The organism is Obesumbacterium proteus, assembly GCF_001586165.1.
In the GTDB taxonomy this organism is placed as follows: domain Bacteria; phylum Pseudomonadota; class Gammaproteobacteria; order Enterobacterales; family Enterobacteriaceae; genus Hafnia; species Hafnia protea.
The window spans coordinates 4,194,609-4,214,629 of sequence record NZ_CP014608.1; the positions used below are offsets into that span (position 1 = coordinate 4,194,609).

The 20,021-nt window shown below is 49.0% G+C and carries 16 protein-coding genes; 3 read left to right on the forward strand and 13 right to left on the reverse strand.

Features of this window, described 5'->3' with window-relative positions; translation table 11 throughout:
- Window positions 1–14: 14 nt before the first annotated feature.
- The 4 genes from glnK to DSM2777_RS19565 all read right to left on the reverse strand — a co-directional run bounded on the left by glnK (window position 15) and on the right by DSM2777_RS19565 (window position 4,810).
- Window positions 15–353 carry a P-II family nitrogen regulator gene (gene glnK / locus DSM2777_RS19550; RefSeq protein ID WP_004091732.1) on the reverse strand — a complete coding sequence of 113 codons (339 nt, stop codon included), beginning with the start codon at window positions 351–353 and terminating at the stop codon, window positions 15–17.
- 333 nt (window positions 354–686) lie between these two features.
- The gene (locus tag DSM2777_RS19555) at window positions 687–2,465 is read right to left on the reverse strand and encodes a SmdB family multidrug efflux ABC transporter permease/ATP-binding protein (protein ID WP_046457239.1); all 1,779 of its coding nucleotides are present in this window, start codon (window positions 2,463–2,465) and stop codon (window positions 687–689) included.
- Window positions 2,458–4,230 (reverse strand): SmdA family multidrug ABC transporter permease/ATP-binding protein, encoded by a 1,773-nt coding sequence (locus tag DSM2777_RS19560; RefSeq protein WP_061554930.1) that lies wholly within the window; start codon window positions 4,228–4,230, stop codon window positions 2,458–2,460. Before DSM2777_RS19560 ends, DSM2777_RS19555 begins: the two co-directional genes overlap by 8 nt.
- A gap of 118 nt (window positions 4,231–4,348) precedes the next feature.
- Window positions 4,349–4,810 carry an Lrp/AsnC family transcriptional regulator gene (locus tag DSM2777_RS19565; protein ID WP_025799970.1) on the reverse strand — a complete coding sequence of 154 codons (462 nt, stop codon included), beginning with the start codon at window positions 4,808–4,810 and terminating at the stop codon, window positions 4,349–4,351.
- Window positions 4,811–4,935: 125 nt separating this feature from the next.
- Between DSM2777_RS19565 and DSM2777_RS19570 the strand changes: the two genes are divergently transcribed.
- Window positions 4,936–5,976: a PLP-dependent cysteine synthase family protein gene (locus DSM2777_RS19570; RefSeq protein ID WP_061554931.1), complete on the forward strand. Its 1,041-nt coding sequence runs from the start codon at window positions 4,936–4,938 to the stop codon at window positions 5,974–5,976.
- Between the two features lie 83 nt (window positions 5,977–6,059).
- Here DSM2777_RS19570 and cof read toward each other — a convergent pair whose 3' ends face one another.
- On the reverse strand, window positions 6,060–6,881 hold the full coding sequence (gene cof / locus DSM2777_RS19575; RefSeq protein WP_061554932.1) for an HMP-PP phosphatase: 822 nt from the start codon (window positions 6,879–6,881) through the stop codon (window positions 6,060–6,062).
- 118 nt (window positions 6,882–6,999) lie between these two features.
- On the opposite strand from cof, the gene DSM2777_RS19580 reads away from it, so the two are divergent.
- Window positions 7,000–8,703 (forward strand): SgrR family transcriptional regulator, encoded by a 1,704-nt coding sequence (locus DSM2777_RS19580; RefSeq protein ID WP_061554933.1) that lies wholly within the window; start codon window positions 7,000–7,002, stop codon window positions 8,701–8,703.
- A 101-nt stretch (window positions 8,704–8,804) separates the two neighbouring features.
- Window positions 8,805–9,491, forward strand: a complete 687-nt coding sequence (gene queC, locus DSM2777_RS19585; RefSeq protein WP_061554934.1) for a 7-cyano-7-deazaguanine synthase QueC — start codon at window positions 8,805–8,807, stop codon at window positions 9,489–9,491.
- A gap of 190 nt (window positions 9,492–9,681) precedes the next feature.
- Here queC and DSM2777_RS19590 read toward each other — a convergent pair whose 3' ends face one another.
- From DSM2777_RS19590 to tig, 8 genes are all read right to left on the reverse strand, one after another.
- On the reverse strand, window positions 9,682–10,092 hold the full coding sequence (locus tag DSM2777_RS19590) for a YbgC/FadM family acyl-CoA thioesterase (RefSeq protein ID WP_025799978.1): 411 nt from the start codon (window positions 10,090–10,092) through the stop codon (window positions 9,682–9,684).
- A 146-nt stretch (window positions 10,093–10,238) separates the two neighbouring features.
- Window positions 10,239–10,619, reverse strand: a complete 381-nt coding sequence (locus DSM2777_RS19595; protein WP_061555443.1) for a ComEA family DNA-binding protein — start codon at window positions 10,617–10,619, stop codon at window positions 10,239–10,241.
- 140 nt (window positions 10,620–10,759) lie between these two features.
- Window positions 10,760–12,643 carry a peptidylprolyl isomerase gene (gene ppiD / locus DSM2777_RS19600; RefSeq protein ID WP_061554935.1) on the reverse strand — a complete coding sequence of 628 codons (1,884 nt, stop codon included), beginning with the start codon at window positions 12,641–12,643 and terminating at the stop codon, window positions 10,760–10,762.
- Window positions 12,644–12,959: 316 nt separating this feature from the next.
- A complete protein-coding gene (gene hupB / locus DSM2777_RS19605; protein WP_046457246.1) occupies window positions 12,960–13,235 on the reverse strand; it encodes a nucleoid-associated protein HU-beta in 276 nt (91 codons plus the stop codon).
- A 218-nt stretch (window positions 13,236–13,453) separates the two neighbouring features.
- Entirely contained in the window at window positions 13,454–15,808 is a 2,355-nt protein-coding gene (gene lon / locus DSM2777_RS19610) for an endopeptidase La (protein WP_040044362.1), read from the reverse strand.
- Window positions 15,809–15,997: 189 nt separating this feature from the next.
- On the reverse strand, window positions 15,998–17,269 hold the full coding sequence (gene clpX, locus DSM2777_RS19615; RefSeq protein ID WP_025799987.1) for an ATP-dependent protease ATP-binding subunit ClpX: 1,272 nt from the start codon (window positions 17,267–17,269) through the stop codon (window positions 15,998–16,000).
- Window positions 17,270–17,544: 275 nt separating this feature from the next.
- Entirely contained in the window at window positions 17,545–18,165 is a 621-nt protein-coding gene (clpP, locus tag DSM2777_RS19620) for an ATP-dependent Clp endopeptidase proteolytic subunit ClpP (protein WP_004091711.1), read from the reverse strand.
- Window positions 18,166–18,389: 224 nt separating this feature from the next.
- Window positions 18,390–19,694: a trigger factor gene (tig, locus tag DSM2777_RS19625; protein WP_061554936.1), complete on the reverse strand. Its 1,305-nt coding sequence runs from the start codon at window positions 19,692–19,694 to the stop codon at window positions 18,390–18,392.
- Window positions 19,695–20,021: the final 327 nt, after the last annotated feature.

Below are 20,021 nucleotides of genomic sequence, written 5' to 3' on the forward strand. Positions count from 1 at the left end.
GTGTGAGTTATTAATTACAGAGCCGCTTCGTCGGTTTCACCGGTACGAATGCGAATAACGCGCTGTAGTTCGGCAACAAAGATTTTTCCGTCGCCAATTTTTCCGGTGTAGGCGGATTTACTGATGACATCGATCACCTCATCGAGTTGATCGTCGGCAATCGCCACATCAATTTTCACTTTGGGCAAGAAATTCACGTTGTACTCTGCCCCACGATATAGCTCGGCGTGACCTTTCTGGCGGCCAAATCCCTTCACCTCGGTAACGGTCAGTCCCTGAATCCCAACAGAGGAAAGGGCTTCACGTACGTCTTCCAGTTTGAACGGCTTAATTACCACGGTTACAAGCTTCATACGGCCTCTCCTCACATAACTCCGATTAATTTCGTCTACGCATTAACATGAGCAAAGGCTATGCCAACTTTGCATAAGGCTCGTTGATGGAAGAAAATGCTGGTTTTAGGGAAGGAGGGACTCAGTTACAGCAGATAAAACGTGAGGTATTTCTCAAAAACGCACCAATAGCGTGCAATCAGGGAAAATACGGTGCATTTTTTTTACACAATTCTAGGCTGCTATGCACTGCAAATGCACAGACTGGGTTACCATAATGAACGCTGTAGAAAACAAAAAGCCGGTGCTATGCATCCGTGGCATAACAACCGGCTTTTTAGCTGCGGAAAATATTTAGATCGTCGGCGATTCTTGATGCAATCCAGCCGCCAGCGCTTCTCCCACTAATTGCAGCTGGTGCATTTGGTAGTAACGCCCCTGCTTAGCCAGTAGTTCGTGATGCGAACCTTGTTCCACTGCCTGTCCTCGGTGCAGAACCAGAATAGAGTCAGCATCTACGATAGTCGACAATCGATGAGCAATAACAATCAAGGTTGTTTGTTGGCGAATCACATTGAGCGCTTTCTGAATCGCCTGCTCGGTACCGGAATCGATATTAGCCGTTGCCTCATCCAGAATAAGAATTTGAGGAGCCTGAACCAGCACACGCGCCATTGCTAACAGCTGCTTTTGCCCTACGGACAGATTATTTCCCTGCTCACCCAGTTGGGTTTGAATGCCCTGCGGCCAGCTTCTGACCAGCGGTGCAAGCTGCACGTCCTCCAGCGCTTTCCAAACCTGAGCCTCACTGATATCGCGGCCAAGCGTCACGTTATGCATAACCGACTCAGCCATCACCACAGGATCCTGCTGAACCATCGCTACGCCTTCACGCAAAACCTGATGGCTCAGCGTAGGGATCGGACGACCATCAATGCAGATCTCTCCCTGATTAACCGGGTAATAACCCATCAGCAAGTTAGCCAGCGTCGATTTACCGCTGCCAGTATGCCCGACTAATGCCACAAATCCGCGTGATGCAATATGCAGATTGATATCCTGCAAAACAGGGCGACCTTCCCGATAGGCAAAAGTCACGTTGTTAACATCAACGCGCCCGCTCTGCAAAGGCTGAATATCGCCACCGTAATTCTGCTGGGCATCATCCATTAACTCGAAAATGCGCTCTCCGGCAACAACGGCCTGCTGCATCATGGACTGTTGGCTCGTGAGCTCAATCAAAGGCTCATTCAGACGACCTAAATAGTTAATGAAAGCGTAAAGCACGCCCACGCCAATCGAGCCTTCGGCGCTGAAGCCAAACAGCATTAACAGTCCACAGAGGATCATGGCGGAGAAAAGGCTCAGCAACGGACGCAGTAAAAAGCCTTCCAAACGCAATGTCTGCATACGCGCTTGATAATGAGAGCGGCTAACCTCCCCCATTTTTTCACCAAAGCGCGCCTGCTGGCGGAACTGTTGGATAACTCCCATGCCGTTGATCACTTCGTTAAAACCATCATTGATATCGGCAAGGTAGCTACGAACGCGGCGTACCACCGGTGTGCTGTAGTGCTGGTAAACGGCCATCACCACAAATACGGCGGGGAAAATACAGATAGAAATCAGCGCCATTCGCCAATCAAGGGTAAACATGGCCACCAGCATCGCACCAATCAGCGCCGCGCTTTTCAGCACCGTCGCCACTACCGTGACATAAAGATCTTTAATCACTTCGGTGTCGTTGGTCACTCGCGAGATAAGCTGTCCGACAGGCTGATTATCGAAGGCTGATAGAGGCTGGCGCAGCGCAGCATCCATAACGTCGGTGCGTAGCTGTTGCACGACTCCAACCGCCGCACGGTTGAACAGCAATGCCTGCGCATACTGCAAACCCGCTGCGGTAAACTCAAGAAGCAGATATAACAGCGCGAGGCCCGTCACCAATCCAAGTCTGAGATCGCCTTTGGCAACCACGTTATCAATAAAGTAGCTGATAATAATCGGGCCGCAAACTTCCGCTGCCGCCGCTACCCACAGCATCACCACGGCAATCGCTAACGGCTTTTTATAAGGGCCACCATAGGCGAGCAAGCGTTTCAGGGTCGGCCAGAGTTGTTTGATATTACGCATTATCTGGCTCCTGAATCTGCGAGTCTGGTTCATCAAGCTGCGCTTCAATTTGCTGGAAGCGATGCATATCTCGATACCAACCACGCTGTTGACTCAGTTCACTGTGCAAGCCACGCTGAGCCACAGCGCCTTGCTGAAGCACGAGGATTTCGCTGGCTTCTGTCAGCGCAGAAAGGCGATGGGCGCTGATAATCACGGTTCGATTCTCTCCCCATTCGCGCAGATTATGCAGAATTTGATATTCAGTACGGCCATCAACCGCCGATAGTGCATCGTCAAGAATCAAAATTTCCGCGTCCAGTAACAATGCGCGAGCAATAGAGATACGCTGCTTTTGTCCACCGGACAGCATCACGCCACGCTCTCCCACTTCGGTTTGATAGCCTTCAGGCAAGCGCAGAATATCCTCATGCACGCTGGCGAGCTTAGCCACACGTTCAATATCTTCCTGTGTTGCATCAGGCTTACCTAATGCAATATTCATGGCAACGGAATCCGAGAACAGGAAAGGTGTTTGGCTCACCACGGCAAGACGAGCACGCCATTCATCCAGACGAAGTTCACGCAAAGAGATACCGTGGAAACACACTTCTCCTTGGTCGGGATCAAACTGTCGCTGAATCAATGAGAGCAACGCGCTTTTACCCGCCCCCGTTGGCCCACACAGGCCTAGCATCTGACCCGGCGCGAGATTGAATTGGATGTTATGCAGTACAGGGTTAGTCCCTTCGCTATAAGCGAAACGTGCAACATCAACGCTGAGTACGCCTCGCCCCTGAGGCAAAGAACGCTCGCCGTCTTGAACCGTTGACGGCTCAGATAGCATGCTGCGTATACGGCTATAGGCCGCACTACCGCGCTCCACGATGTTAAACATCCACGCTAATGCCAGCATCGGCCAAATCATTAATCCCAGATACATCACGAAGCTGGTCAATTGCCCTAACGTTAGGTGACCATGAATGACCATCACCCCACCGCCGCCAATCGCCAATAAGTTGGCACAGCCAATCGCGATAAAAATCGTCGGGTTAAAGCGCGCATCGACTTTAGCTACGTGCATATTTCGCGCACCGGCTTCGGCTGCGACATCGGCAAAGCGTTTCGACTGATGATTTTCTAGACCAAAGGATTTAATCATGCGAATGCTGGTCAAGCTCTCTTGAGCCTGATCGTTGAGCATGGAGAACGCCGCCTGCGCAGACTTAAACCGCGAGTGTAGCTGCGCGCCTTGATGCTTAATCACCATAGCCATAATCGGCATCGGAATAAGAGACAGCAGCGTTAGCTCCCAGCTAATTTGGGTGCTCATCACAAACAGCACCGCCAAGCCCATCACCAGCGAGTCCACCAGCGTTAATACGCCTTCCCCCGCGGCAAAGACAACGCGATCGACGTCGTTGGTCGCTCTGGCAATTAAATCGCCGGTGCGGTGGCGCTGATAAAATGAAGGCGCTTGGTTACTGAGCTGGCGGTAATATTTTTCACGCAGTTCAACGGCAAGCAAATAGGACGCGCCGAAGAGCAGCACTCGCCACACATAGCGCAGCAAATACACCACCACCGCGACGAGCAGTAAAATACCAATCCAAAATGCCAGCGTTTTTGCGGGCATATGCTGTTTTGACACGCCGTCGATCACGATGCCAACAATGCGCGGCGGCACCAGTTGCAAAATAGCGATAACGACTAATAAAAGTACGGCTCCCAGATATCGCCGCCATTCACGACGAAAATACCAGCCTAGTTGGGCAAATAATCTCACGTATTTTTATTCCATAGCCCGCAGTGGGCTTTGATTTTAAATGCTGTATATATAAACAGCACTAGGATAACACCGATAGGAAACTTAGGTAACCGCGTGATGGGTAAATTTGTGTGCTTTATTCACCCACTGGCAAGAACGTGGTGCTTTTGATTTGTTCCATCGCAAAACTGGAAGTGACGTCACTTAAGCCTTTCACCGCATTCACCAATCGCTTATAAAAAGCATCGTAGCTTTTCATATCCGCAACCTGTACCTGCATTAAATAATCGTACTCTCCAGCCATACGATAAAACGCAAGGATTTCAGGCATGTGCTCAACCTGCTGCACAAAATGATGATACCACTCGCTGCTGTGATGCTGGGTTTTGATCATAACAAATGCGGTCAGACCAAGGCCAAGCTTGTCTTTGTCGAGCAGCGCTACGCGCCCGACGATATAGCCTTCATCTTCTAGGCGTTTCAGGCGTTTCCAGCAAGGCGTAGAGGTTAGGTTGACCGCATCGGCCAACACCTGCAACGACTGAGTGCAGTCGCGCTGTAAAAGCTCCAACAGTTTTCGGTCTGTTTTATCTAACATATATCACTTATGGAGAAATATTTTCTCTTATTAGGCCAATATGAAGTCTATATAGCAACTTTTTTTTCTGCAAAATCCGATAGTCTTATCCCATACGTTCAGACTGACTCATATAGGCCATTATCATGAACAACGCTTGGGTAAAGCACGCTATCAGCGAGATCGAAGCCGATTTTCAACGTTCGGCAGACACACATCTTATTCGTTTAAATCTGCCTACTTTTCCCGGCATCTATTTGTATCTAAAAGATGAGAGCACCCATCCAACCGGCAGCCTGAAACATCGTCTAGCCCGCTCACTCTTTTTATATGGACTCTGTAACGGTTGGATTAAAGAAGACACCACGATCATCGAAGCCTCTTCAGGCAGCACCGCCGTCTCCGAAGCCTATTTCGCTCGACTGCTGAATTTGCCGTTTATCGCCGTGATGCCTTCATGCACCGCTCGTAAAAAAGTCGAACAGATCGAGTTCTATGGTGGTCGCTGTCATTTTGTTGACAGCGCCAGCCAGATTTATGCGGCGTCAGAGCAGTTGGCCAAAGAGTTGAACGGCCATTATATGGATCAGTTCACCAATGCTGAACGAGCAACCGACTGGCGTGGCAACAATAATATTGCCGATAGCATATTTCGTCAGATGGAACGCGAACCGCATCCGGTTCCTGCTTATATCGTCATGAGCGCGGGCACCGGCGGCACGTCCGCAACCTTAGGTCGTTATATTCGTTACCAAGGGCACCCGACTCATCTGATGGTGGTGGATCCTGAAAACTCGGTCTTTATGGATAGCTATCTGCAAAAAGACCGCACTATTACAGGCACCTGTGGCAGCAAAATTGAAGGCATCGGACGCCCACGGGCCGAGCCCTCATTTATCCCTGAGGCTATCGACAGCATGATGCGTGTTCCTGATGCCGCCAGCATTGCCACCATCCATTGGCTACAGAAGGTATTAGGACGCAAAGTCGGGGCTTCGACGGGTACAAACATGTGGGGAGCATTAACACTGGCACGTCAAATGCGCGAGCGCGGCGAACAAGGCGCTATCGTCACCCTACTCTGTGACAGCGGTGAACGGTATTTAGATACCTACTATGATGCTGATTGGGTGAAAAAGAATATCGGTGACTTGAGCCAATATACCCAACAGTTAGAAGCGATGTAGCGTATCCCTCTTTCCTAAAGCAGAAAGAAAAAACCGGGCTATATACATTATGTATAGGCCCGGCGGCTGTAAAAGAATCCTCGTTATTCGGGGGAATGGTGAGGTTTTTTTGGTGAACTCAGCCAATTGTTTAACTGCTGTGCCACCGCCTGTTGCTGGCAATGACCAATAATCTCTAAGTGCGGCAGGCTGGCTTTAAGCTGCGGCAACGCATTACCCATGATGTAACCTTTTCCAACCATGCCTAACATCTCTCTGTCATTCATCGCATCACCAAACGCCATACAATCAGCAAGATCGATATCTAAATGATTGCATAAATGGCTGAGCGCAGAACCTTTGTTCGTCCCTACTGGCAGAACTTCTAAGCAATCGTAGGCCGAAAAACACAGATCAACCGCATTGCCAAAATGCTGGCGTAGGCGCGTTTGTAAGGCCGTTAAGGCATCGTGATCGCCACAAAAACAGATTTTACTAATACCATAAGCCGGTAAAGCGCGCAGCGGCGTGATTTGATAGCCAAAACCATTTTCCACATGTGGCGCTAAGAGCTCTGGATACTCAACCGAGGTCAACCAGCCGTCATCTCTAAAAACGTGTACCGAGGCGGGCGTTTCCCAATGCGAATGCAAAACCTCAAGCGCAATTTCTGGTACTGAGTCGCTGGAAAATAAGTTATTACCCTCGCGATCGTGTATCCGCGTGCCATTGCCGGTAATCATGTAACCCTGTAAACCTAATCGGCGCGCAATAGTACGCACTTCAAGAAAATGACGCCCCGTTGCAAACGTCAGCGCAACCTGATTTTCAGACAAACGATGCAGCGCATCCAAGGTTTCAGTCCCAACCTGATGATTAGGCATCAACAGAGTGCCATCCATATCAAAGGCGGCTAAACGAACCATACTGAAACCTCTTCTTGTGACGAATAATTTTGTGACGAATACAGTGAGATAAACAGTATGGCGTGGCATTTGCGGAACTAATAGTGAACAATTAAAGAAAATTGTTCAGGATTTAACGATGCGCCTGCTACAGAGGCTTAGCCAATACCAACGTTTAAACCAGTTTGCTGGTGACGATCCGATTCAGACAACCGTTGCTGAACTGGCTGGGGTTTTCTGCTGTAGTGAGCGCCATGTACGCACGTTGTTAGCCCAACTTCAGGAGCTGAAATGGTTGGAATGGCATGCAACCGCAGGACGTGGGAAACGCGCCCGTTTGCACTGCGTTATTCCTGAACAGCAGCTGCGTGCTAACCTGACGCAACAGTTGCTCAACGCGGGCGATCATCAAAATGCGTTAAAGCTGGCCGAGCGTGACCCCATCCATCTAAATGAACTGCTGATGCCGCATCTGGGTGGACAATGGGATTCTGACCTTCCTACGCTGCGTATTCCGTACTATCGAACGCTTGAACCTATTGCACCGTTAGCACTAACTGGACGTGCCGAACAGCATCTCGCCCATACCATTCATGCAGGGCTCACTCGCTTTGAAACCGGTAATCCTCACCCGCAGCCCGATTTAGCACATCATTGGCAAATCAGCGCCGATGGTCTTAAGTGGCAGTTTTTACTGCGCAGCGATTTACGCTGGCACAACGGGCAGCCTATCACTGCCGAACAGTTGGTTCAGCGGCTAAAACAGCTGCGCCATCATCCTCGCTGCGGTAGTTTCCTGAGCAGCATCGCGGATATTTCTCTGCCCCACGCGCTGTGCATTCGTTTTACCTTAAAGTGTGCCGACTATTGGCTTGCTCACCGTCTGGCGGATTTACTCTGCCTTCTGCCTCATCCTGATTACCCTGAAATCGGCGCGGGGCCTTTCCGCCAGATCAGCTCTTCTGACATGCTCATTAGGCTTGAGCAGCACAGCAGCTATCATCTGCATCGCCCTTACCTGCATGCGATTGAATATTGGATCACCTCCAATCCTGAGCAAGCATCAGCGGCGCCCAGCAGCCAGCATCCAGTAAAAATAACCATCGGACAGTATGAAGAGTTAGACAGCGTTCGTCCGGTACAACGCAGCACCAGCGTAGGTTTTTGTTATATCGCACTCAACCAGAAGCGCGGAAAGCTCACCGTGGCTCAAAGGCGTTTCCTCACGACGCTGATTCGAGAAGAAAATACGCTCAATCATCTCCCGATTGAAAATGGCCTTATCGAACGCAGCAGCGCAATGTTGTCTGGCTGGCCGTTGCCGGAACCTACCCCTGAGCCGATTTCGTTGCCCTCAAAACTCACGTTGCTTTACCATCCACCGGCAGAGCTCACCGCGCTTTCCGACCGGCTACAGGAACGCCTCGCTCAAGCTGGGTGTGAGTTAGAAGTGCGTTTCTATGACGGTAAACGTTGGGAGTCAAATGCGCAGTTTGCTGATGTCGATATTATTTTAGGCGACAGATTAATCGGCGAGTCGCCCGAGGTCGCCTTGGAGAACTGGCTGAGAATTGATGTGCTCTGGCAGGCAATTTTGAGCGATAAAGAACAGCAGCAATGCCGCACGGTGCTTGATGGTGTGCAGCAGTTAGCAGACGAAACGCAGCGTCATCATGCTCTACGGAATTATTACACTCACCTCATGCAGCAAAGCATCATCATGCCGCTGTTTAATTACCAGTATCAAATCAGTGCACCTCCTCGCGTAGAAGGCGTGACGCTTACCGCCTATGGGTGGTTTGACTTCTGTCGGGCATGGGTTCCCGCCCCCACGGATGAATAGTCGGGCTGTTCATCTATTCTCATAGCCGTTACCATAGACAACGTTATGGCAGGCAATTTTGTTGTCTGCCTATCTTTTTTTAGATTGATAGAGGTAAGGCAATGAAACGCGCGGTGGTAGTATTCAGTGGCGGTCAAGACTCCACAACTTGTCTAATTCAAGCTTTGGAGCGTTATGACGAAGTGCATTGCATCACTTTTGATTATGGCCAACGCCATCGTGCTGAAATTGACGTCGCACGCGATCTCGCGATTAAACTCGGCGCATCAGCGCATAAAGTGCTCGATGTTGGCTTGCTTAACGAACTGGCGATAAGCAGCCTTACCCGCGATAACATTCCGGTTCCCACCGAAAGTGAAGACGGTATTCCAAATACTTTTGTGCCTGGCCGCAATATTCTATTTCTGACCTTAGCAGCTATTTATGCTTATCAAGTGCAGGCCGAGGCCGTCATTACCGGCGTATGCGAAACGGATTTTTCCGGCTACCCAGACTGCCGAGACGAATTTGTGAAAGCGTTAAATAAAGCGATTGTCTTAGGCATGGCGCGCGACGTTCGTTTCGAAACCCCATTGATGTGGCTGAATAAAGCAGAAACCTGGGCGTTAGCCGATCATTACCAAAAACTTGATCTGGTTCGCCAGGAAACGCTCACCTGCTACAACGGTATTCAAGGTGACGGCTGCGGTGAATGCGCTGCCTGCCATTTGCGCTCACACGGGCTCAATGATTATTTAGCCAACCGTGCGGCGGTTTCTGCAAGCCTAAAAGAAAAAGCCGGTCTGTAAGATCAATGTTGGTCACTTAAGCCTGATTTTAGGGGAAGTACACCGATGGGGTCGTAGCAGCTTTAGCTGCCGGAGCGCCCCGCGGTGTGCTAGCCCCGTGTATCTCGATCTCTCAAACGATCAGCATCAACCTGTAAGATCACACTCAATGAGCCGCTATATTTTCATATTGGCGGCTCATTTATTATCTTCACTTATCTCCGCTCAATTCCAGCAGACGATCGCGTAATGCGCCTTCCAAAGGCAATGCCTTTTGCGTTCTCAGATCGGTGCAAACAAACGTTAAAGCAGCATCAATGATAATTTCATTATCCGAAGTGCGAGTGATGATTTGATTTAACACGCCGCTACGGCCATTAAGCTGATGCAGCTTACTCTCCACCACCAGCTCATCATTTAACACAGCGCCGCGACGATAGTTAATGTTCAGATTCACCACCATAAACGCGATGGCTTCCTTCATCATCCAATCAAAAGCACCGTGGTCTTCAAGCCACTGCCAGCGCGCCTCCTCAAGGAACTCAAGGTAACGGGCGTTATTGACATGCTGATAGACATCTAAATGATATCCTCGAACTTTAATGATGGTTGCATTGCTCATCGTTCATGTGGCCTTTTCCAGTATTTGACTGAAGCGACTGCAAACATGCAGCCGCCTGCTCAGCTATTTTTAATTCTTAGCGCACTATTGAAAGTAGCAGAGCGCTAAAAAACCAAACTGGTTTGACCACTGAATTTTGTGCTCGATCACAATTTTAAGCGATCGCGGTTACGTTCGATTAATGCTGCGCCAATTCCTTTCACCTCTTCTAACTGTTCGATCTGGGTAAAAGCCCCATTCTTCTCACGATATTCCACGATCGCCTGTGCTTTCTTCAGCCCAACACCGTTAAGCGCCGTTGCCATCTCTTCCGCACTGGCCGTGTTGATATTAATACTGGTTCCCACAATGCCCGGTGAGGCATCTTTAGTTACCGGTTGAGGATCTGTGGCTTTTTGCGTTTGTTCAACGCTAGGGGGTGTTGGTTTAGCCGTCGTCGCCGCTTGAGCCTGTAACGGCAACAGCAAAGCCCCTGCGAGCAAGGCCCATGCACCGATTAATTGCACCATCATATTTTGCTTTTTCATGCTGAAATTCTCCTGTTGTGTGTCAGCGAACACAGAGTGCAGCAGGATAAAAAACATGACAAACACCATTCTCCAGATATGGAAAAGGCCGCATAAGCGGCCTTTTATGATTGCATCAGGATGCAAATTTATTGCGATGCTTACTGCATTTCGCTCGCTGCGCTGCCTAATTTAATTTTGGCATTTGAACGCAGATTATCCATCAGAGAATCGAAGGTAATGCCGGTTGCACCAGTCAACATCTGAGAAGAGAAGGCTTTAAGCTCTTCATTACTCAAATGACCCGACTTAACCGCGTCCAATTGGATCAGCACGATGTTGTCTTGACGATCCTGAGCCAAGCCATAAACCGGCTTGTTGTCTTTTGGCTGCGCCATGGCAAACACGGTATCGGCTAACTGACGATCCTCAGAGGCACGCGTTAAGGTCTGTTCTGCACCAAAACTAATCCCCGCCGCTTTCAGCGCTTCATCACCTTTACCTGACTGCAACGCGCTCAACAGTTTGTCGCCTTCATTACGCGCCTGCTGGATAGCTTTCTGACGCTTCACCATATTGGTGATTTGATCTTTAACCTGATCCATCGGCTTAACGCCTTCTGGCTTATGGCTAGAAATACGGATCACGAAAGCACGGTCGCCTTCAGCGCTGATCACATCAGAGTTGCTTCCTGGTGCGCCATTCTCGCCAATCAGCGAACCATCGAAGATTGCCTGAGTAACCGGTTTAAAGTTCAGCGCAGCAGGGACGCTGTCACGTGTAAACCAGCCAGTCTCAGTCGCCTTCACGCCAGCGGCTTCTTCTGCACCGGCCAGTGATTCATTATCGCTGGTTGCAGAGTCGCTCACTTTTTGCTGTAACGCGTAGTAAGCATCAAGTGCTTTCTGCTGTTTAACCTGAGTGGCAATATCCGCACGAACTTCAGCCAGCGGTTTTACCTGCTCTGGTTTCACGTCATTCAGGCGAATAACGAGATAGCCAACGCTTGATTTTACTGCACCAGATAGCTGACCTTTGGTGGTTAACTTAGCACCCAGAATTTCATCTGGCGTAGTGCCCGGTTCTAACCATCCCAACTCACCGCCGTTTTTACGCGAGATGATGTCAGTGGATTTCTCAGCAGCGACTTTGGCGAAATCGGCACCGCCGTTCAATTCATCCAATACCGCTTTAGCATCAGCTTCAGTTTTTACCTGAATAACGCTGTAATCTTTGCGCTCCGGCTGGGTGTAGCTGGATTTATGCTGATCGTAATAAGCTGCGATATCCTCATCAGAAACGGTAATTTTGTCCTGAATCGCCGCGGCATCCATTTCGATATAGCTAACCTTCACTTCTTCCGGCGCAATAAAACTATTTCGGTTTTGCTCGTAGTAGGATTTCAGCTCTTCATCAGTAACCTGCTGAGCTTTCTCCAACTCTTTGATATCAATCGTTGCCAAACGCACATCGCGCTGCTGCATGGTTAACGCAGCCATAGCTTCAACTTCTACCGGCAGCGTGAAGCCCGTTGCGGTGTAAGCCTGAATCAGCTGTTGGCTGGTGAGCTGCTGGCGAACCAACTGTGCATAGGTATCTGGACTTAATCCCATATTGGCAATAATGTTCAGATATTTAGCATTATCGAACTGGTTGTTCGTCTGGAAGTAAGGCATTGCCCAGATAGCTTCTTTCACCTGCTCATCGCTAATTCCCAGACCCAATTTCTTGGCGTACTGATCAAGCAGAGTGTCATCAATTAGGCGGTTAAGAGCCTGCTTGCGCAGCTCTTTCATATAGCCTTCGTTACCTGCCAACACTGAAAATTGGTCGCCCAATTGCTGCTGTAAGCGACTACGTTCGCTTTGAACCGCTTGCTCAAGCTGACCACGGCTAATTTCCTGACCATCGACTTTCGCCGCATAGTCACCGGAACCGCCGGTCAAATAACCCCCTACCCCGGTCAAAACAAATGACACGATGATTAGGCCCAGGATGATTTTGAGCACGACGTGATTAGCGGCCGCGCGTAAATTGTCCATCATAGTGTGGCAACACTCCGCTGTGATTGTGGGTAATACAGTAATTTTTGTCGGCTCAGTCTATCTGATTCGTAGCCAACACTGCACACGTAATACGATAAAATTGGGCTATAAGATCAAAAACCTATCCCATTAACCGAATCGACCTACTGGGAAAGGCTCTGTTTCCATGAAACCTTAGCCATAAAAAAAGCGCATCGGTTATGATGCGCCTTGTATTTTACCCTAGCAACTCAGCCACGTCAGTCTAATGTTTCATTGTTTCCACTCACGTGGGTTTATAACATACAAACAAATTCAGACGGTTGAGTCGGACACGTTATTTATTAACGGCGTCTTTCAGTGCCTTGCCAGCACGGAAGCCAGGTACTTTGGCAGCAGGAATGCTGATTTCTTTACCTGTCTGAGGGTTACGGCCAGTACGTGCAGAACGCTCACGCACGTCAAAAGTACCAAAACCGACCAGAGCAACAGAATCACCGCTCTGCAAAGACTCAGTAACAGACGCAATAATCGCATCTAATGCACGGCCAGCTGCTGCTTTAGAAATATCTGCGCCTTCGGCAATCTTATCGACCAGTTGTGACTTATTCACTCTTTCATCCCCTTTAGAAATCTTATGCCGTACTGGAATATTGTCCTTAGGGTACGGCTGCGCTGCTGTTATATCAATCCTGTCAGTTCATGGCAAGACACATGAGATGCGGCTTTTCCTAATTTGACAGGGCTCTACGTTAGCTGCACAAAAAAATGCTGGCAAGTCCGAAATAGACTGCCAGCATAGGTTTTATCAGCGGTTTATGCGATATATCACTATTTTGCGGTAACCACTTCCATTCCGAATGGTGAATTTTGCAGCGCCAAGGCTAAAACTTCATCAATTCGTTTCACCGGATGGATATCCAGATCGGCCAAGACGTTGTCTGGAATCTCTTCCAAATCGCGTTTGTTTTCGTCTGGGATCAGCACGGTTTTAATTCCACCGCGGTGAGCCGCCAGCAGTTTTTCTTTCAAACCACCGATTGGCAACACTAAACCACGCAGCGTAATTTCACCGGTCATAGCAACATCAGCACGCACAGGATTACCGGTTAAGCATGAAACCAGCGCGGTACACATCGCGATACCTGCACTTGGGCCATCTTTCGGCGTTGCACCTTCAGGCACATGGACGTGAATATCGCGTTTTTCGTAGAAATCAGGATTGATGCCCAATTTCTCAGCGCGAGCACGAACCACGGTCAACGCAGCCTGAATGGATTCCTGCATAACTTCACCTAAAGAACCGGTATAAGTCAGCTTGCCCTTGCCTGGTACGCATGCGGTTTCAATCGTCAGCAGATCGCCGCCCACTTCGGTCCATGCTAAACCAGTGACCTGACCCACGCGGTTTTCACTGTCCGCACGGCCATAGTCATAGCGCTGCACACCTAAGAAGTCTTTCAGGTTGTCGCCGTTGATCTCAATGTGCTTAACGGATTTATCCATCAGCAGGTTTTTAACCGCCTTACGGCACAGTTTTGAGATTTCACGTTCCAGACTACGCACGCCCGCTTCGCGAGTGTAATAGCGAATAATGCCGCTAATTGCGCTGTCATCAACCGTCAACTCACCTTTTTTCAGTGCATTGCGTTCCAACTGTTTTGGTAGCAGATGCTGTTTCGCAATGTTGAGTTTTTCATCTTCGGTGTAACCCGACAGACGAATCACTTCCATACGATCCAACAACGGCGCAGGAATGTTCATCGAGTTCGATGTTGCCACAAACATAACGTCAGACAGGTCGTAATCAACTTCCAGATAATGGTCGTTGAACGCGATATTCTGTTCTGGATCCAGAACTTCCAGCAGTGCTGAAGCCGGATCGCCACGCATGTCCGAAGACATTTTGTCGATCTCATCGAGCAGGAACAGTGGGTTTTTCACCCCAACCTTTGCCATCTTCTGGATCAGTTTGCCCGGCATAGAACCGATATAGGTACGACGATGGCCACGAATTTCGGCTTCATCACGCACGCCACCCAGCGCCATACGCACATACTGACGCCCAGTAGCACGAGCAATAGACTGACCCAAAGAGGTCTTACCGACCCCTGGAGGCCCTACCAGACAGAGGATAGGCCCTTTAATTTTGCTAACGCGACTCTGAACCGCTAAATATTCCAGAATACGGTCTTTGACGCGCTCAAGGCCGTAATGGTCGGTATCCAGAATTTCCTGCGCTTTATTCAGATCTTTTTTGACCTTGCTGCGCGCATTCCACGGAACCTGAATCATCCAATCGATATAGCCACGCACTACGGTTGCTTCAGCAGACATCGGCGACATCATCTTCAGCTTTTGCAGCTCAGCTTCCGTTTTCTCGCGCGCATCTTTCGGCATTTTTGCCGCTTCGATTTTGCGTTTCAGCGCTTCGAATTCGTCTGGCGTGTCGTCCATTTCGCCCAGTTCTTTCTGAATCGCTTTCATTTGCTCATTCAGATAGTACTCGCGCTGGCTCTTTTCCATCTGCTTTTTAACGCGGTTACGAATGCGTTTTTCAACCTGCAGCAGATCGATTTCAGACTCCATCATCGCCATCAGATATTCCAGACGCTCAGTCACGTCTGACATTTCCAATACTGCTTGCTTGTCGTTTAACTTCAACGGCATGTGTGCAGCAATGGTATCTGCCAGCTTAGCCGCATCGTCAATACTGTTGAGCGACGTCAGCACTTCTGGTGGGATCTTTTTGTTCAGTTTGATGTAGCCTTCAAACTGATTAATGGCGGTACGAACCAATACTTCTTGTTCGCGCTCGTCCATTTCTGGAATTTCTAAATATTCAGCCTGTGCAGCAAAATGCTCACCACTGTCAGATAACGTAGTAATTTTTGCACGCTGAAGCCCCTCGACCAGCACTTTGACGGTGCCATCGGGTAATTTCAGCATCTGTAAAATAGAGGCAACGGTACCTACAGAGAAAAGGTCATTTACCCCTGGTTCATCCGTTGAGGCTTCCTTTTGCGCGACCAGCAGGATCTTCTTGTCGTGATCCATTGCGGCTTCTAGGCACCGGATTGACTTTTCCCGGCCTACGAACAATGGAATCACCATGTGCGGATAAACCACCACATCGCGCAGAGGCAATACGGGGATTTCTATGCGTTCGGAACGCTCAGGATTCATAGAGCTCTCTCTTAGTTTAGCTTCCGCCAGGTTATGGGAATCTTACAACCCGTTTTACGTTGTTGCTTCACCCAGTTTGTATCTGAGTATATGGGGATGTTTACCAGGGATTCAACGCAAACAACAACAGAAAAAAAATGGGAGATAAAATCCCCCATTTTATTGATAACCCATCAGTTTACTGGCTAATTATTCGCCAGAAGCTTGTGCTTCTGGTTTACCATAAATCAGCATTGGCTCCGCCTGACCTTCAATGACATTTTCGTCGACAACCACTTTTTCGACGTTTTCCATTGATGGCAAGTCGTACATCGTTTCCAGCAGCGCGCCTTCAACGATAGAACGCAGACCACGAGCACCTGTTTTACGCGCCATCGCTTTTTTCGCGATCGCCGTCAGGGCTTCGTCACGGAACTCCAGATCGACACCTTCCAGATTAAACAATGCCTGATACTGTTTGGTCAGGGCATTTTTTGGCTCTTTCAGGATCTGAATCAGCGCGTCTTCGCTCAGTTCACGCAGGGTAGCGACAACCGGCAAACGACCGATAAACTCAGGGATCAGACCAAATTTGATCAAATCTTCTGGTTCTGCCTGAGCCAGCAACTCGCCTTCGGTTGCTTTTTCAGACAACGCTTTAACCGTTGCGCCAAAACCAATACCGGTGCCGGTATTGACACGCTGGCCAATCACTTTATCCAAACCAGCAAAAGCACCGCCACAGATAAACAGGATCTTAGAGGTATCAACCTGCAAGAATTCCTGCTGTGGATGCTTACGGCCGCCCTGAGGTGGAACCGCAGCGATAGTACCTTCAATCAGCTTCAGCAATGCCTGCTGTACACCTTCACCTGAAACATCACGGGTGATAGACGGGTTGTCAGACTTACGAGAAATCTTATCGATTTCATCGATGTACACGATACCGCGCTGTGCTTTCTGAACGTCGTAATCACACTTCTGCAATAGCTTCTGAATGATATTTTCAACGTCTTCGCCCACATAACCCGCTTCGGTTAGGGTCGTCGCATCAGCCATGGTAAATGGCACATCAAGGAAACGTGCCAGCGTTTCAGCCAGCAAAGTTTTACCGCTACCGGTTGGACCGATCAGCAAAATATTACTTTTGCCCAGTTCTACACCGTTGCTGCTATCGCCGTTACGCAGGCGTTTGTAGTGGTTATACACCGCTACTGCCAAGACTTTTTTCGCCTGTTCTTGACCAATCACGTAATCATCTAAATGGTTACGAATTTCATGCGGCGTTGGCAGAGAGCTGCGCTCGCGATGCGGAGCAACTTCTTTAATCTCTTCGCGAATGATGTCATTACACAGATCGACACACTCGTCGCAGATATACACTGACGGCCCGGCGATCAGCTTACGAACTTCATGCTGGCTTTTGCCGCAAAAAGAACAGTACAGCAGCTTGCCTGAACCGTCTTTGCGCTTATCTGTCATCAGTAAACCTCTTTCATTAAGTATCTGTCCCGTCGAATCAGCCTATTACGGCTAAGACCGCTCAACGGCAGTGCGACCAATCTGCGCAAAACGGCCTATCAGCGTAGTCTATGCAACCCATTTGCGCGATGCGAGCATCGCTCCGCGCTTTATATTCACTATAGTATATCGGCAACCCGCCGTAACATGATAGTCACGCTATCGGCGGTTGGACGAGAATAGCGTATGCGTTGAGTTCCACAGACGTCCTGAGTCTAGGCCGTAGTCTGACACAATCAGCCGCGGTGAGTCATTACCGAATCAACCAAGCCGTATTCTACAGCTTCGTCCGCTGACAAGAAGCGGTCACGTTCGGTATCACGCTCGATCTCTTCGAGCGGTTTACCTGAATGTTTTGCCATCAGCTCATTCATACGAGCTTTAACTTTCAGGATTTCTTTGGCGTGGATTTCGATATCCGTCGCCTGCCCTTGGAAACCACCCAACGGCTGGTGAATCATCACGCGTGAATTTGGCAGGCAGAAACGCTTACCTTTCGCCCCTGCCGTCAGCAGAAACGCGCCCATGGAACACGCTTGTCCCATACAAATGGTGCTCACATCCGGTTTGATAAACTGCATGGTGTCATAAATTGACATGCCCGCAGTAATGACGCCGCCCGGTGAGTTGATATAAAGATGGATATCTTTCTCTGGGTTTTCTGCTTCGAGGAACAGCATCTGAGCCACGATCAGATTTGCCATGTGATCTTCAACCTGACCAGTCAGGAAGATGATTCGTTCTTTCAACAGACGGGAAAAAATATCGTATGAACGTTCGCCACGCGAAGTCTGTTCAACAACCATTGGCACTAAGGCCATGTGCGGTGCTAAATCACGCTCGCCACTGTATGACATTAACCGTCTCCTATAGAAATCACTTTGGCATTATTTGCTTTGATTCTACTGTAGATAAACTATGTTGACCATGCTCAACTGTCTGTGTCTGTTGTTATAGGTTAGACACTTAGCCAATATTTGGGGTCAGTAATCAAAGAAATAAACCTTTTCCCATAAAAAAACCTTCGCCCAAGAGCGAAGGTTTTTATTACTTCGGAACGAATAAGCCGTTCAGAGCAACATTACGCAGCCTGAGTCTGGTTCATCAGTTCGCTGAAGTTGGTCGCTTTTTCAGACACTTTAGCGCTAGCCAGCAGTGCTTCAACAGCTTGTTCTTCCAGAGCAACATTACGCATGTTGTTCATCAGCTCTTTGTTTTTGCTGTAGAACTCAACCACTTCTTTTGGATCTTCGTAAGCAGAAGCCATTTCTTCGATCAGCGCTTTAACGCGATCTTCATCAGCTTTCAGCTCTTTCTTGGTGATAACTTCACCCAGCAACAGACCTACAACAACGCGACGTTTAGCCTGTTCTTCGAACAGTTCGCGTGGCAGTTCCAGAGCTTGTTTCTCGTTGCCACCAAAACGCTGTGCAGCCTGACGACGCAGAACGTCAACTTCACCGTCAATCAGTGCAGCTGGAACGTCGATGTCGTTTGCTTTAACCAGACCGTCGATAACCTGAGACTTGATACTGTTACGTACCGCGCCTTTCAGTTCGCGTTCCATGTTTTTACGCACTTCGGCTTTCAGACCATCCAGAGAACCATCAGCAACGCCGAAACGTTTGATGAATTCTTCGGTGAATTCTGGCAGTTCACGTTCTTCAACTTTCTTCAGAACGATATCGAATTTAGCCGCTTTACCTTTCAGGTTTTCAGCGTGGTAATCTTCTGGGAAGGTCACTTCGATAGCGAATTCTTCACCCGCTTTGTGGCCCAGAATGCCTTCTTCGAAACCTGGGATCATACGACCCTGGCCCATTGCCAGAACGAAATCAGAGGCTTTGCCGCCTTCGAAAACTTCGCCGTCGATAGAGCCGGTGAAATCTACGGTTACGCGGTCTTCAGCTTCAACTGCACGTTCAGTTGCAGTCCAAGTTGCCTGCTGCTTACGCAGGGTGTCCAGCATCGCGTCAACGTCAGCGTCAGTCACTTCAACAACTGGTTTTTCAACTTCGATGCTTTCCAGATCTTTCAGTTCGATCTCTGGGTAAACTTCGAATTCAACCGCGAAAGAGAAATCTTCGCCCAGTTTGTATTCGCCTGGTACATAATTAGGCGCGCCAGCTGGGTTCAGTTTTTCTTTGATGATCGCATCAACGAAGTTACGCTGCATCAGATCGCCCAGAACGTCCTGGCGAACAGAAGCGCCATAACGCTGAGAGATAATGTGCATTGGCACTTTACCTTTACGGAAGCCGTCGATACGTGCTTTTTTAGCCACGTTGACCAGCTCACTGTTTACTGCTTTTTCAATGCTGTCGACTGCAACAGTAATATTTACGCGGCGGCCAAGGCCTTCGGTGGTTTCAACAGAAACTTGCATCTTATACCTCAAAAAATCACAGTGCTCGGTCAACTCCAGAAGCCATTTTCAACGAAGAAAACCAGACTTCACAGAACCGGGACGGCCGCTTTCAGCAGAACCGTGTTCCCTGTTTATCCCTTCTTACTTGAAGCCGCTACGGTGCTGGCTGCGGTTATTCACCCTAATCACTTACCGGTGTAAGCTCATCGGGATTCACTCGCTGACCGCCTAGCAACAACATCAAGTACTTTGGGCGTAGAAGCGTCCCGAATACATTCAGGAAAAAATAGACGCGACATTATAGCGATGCATGAGCAATGAGTCGAGAACCGCACGCCAACTGTC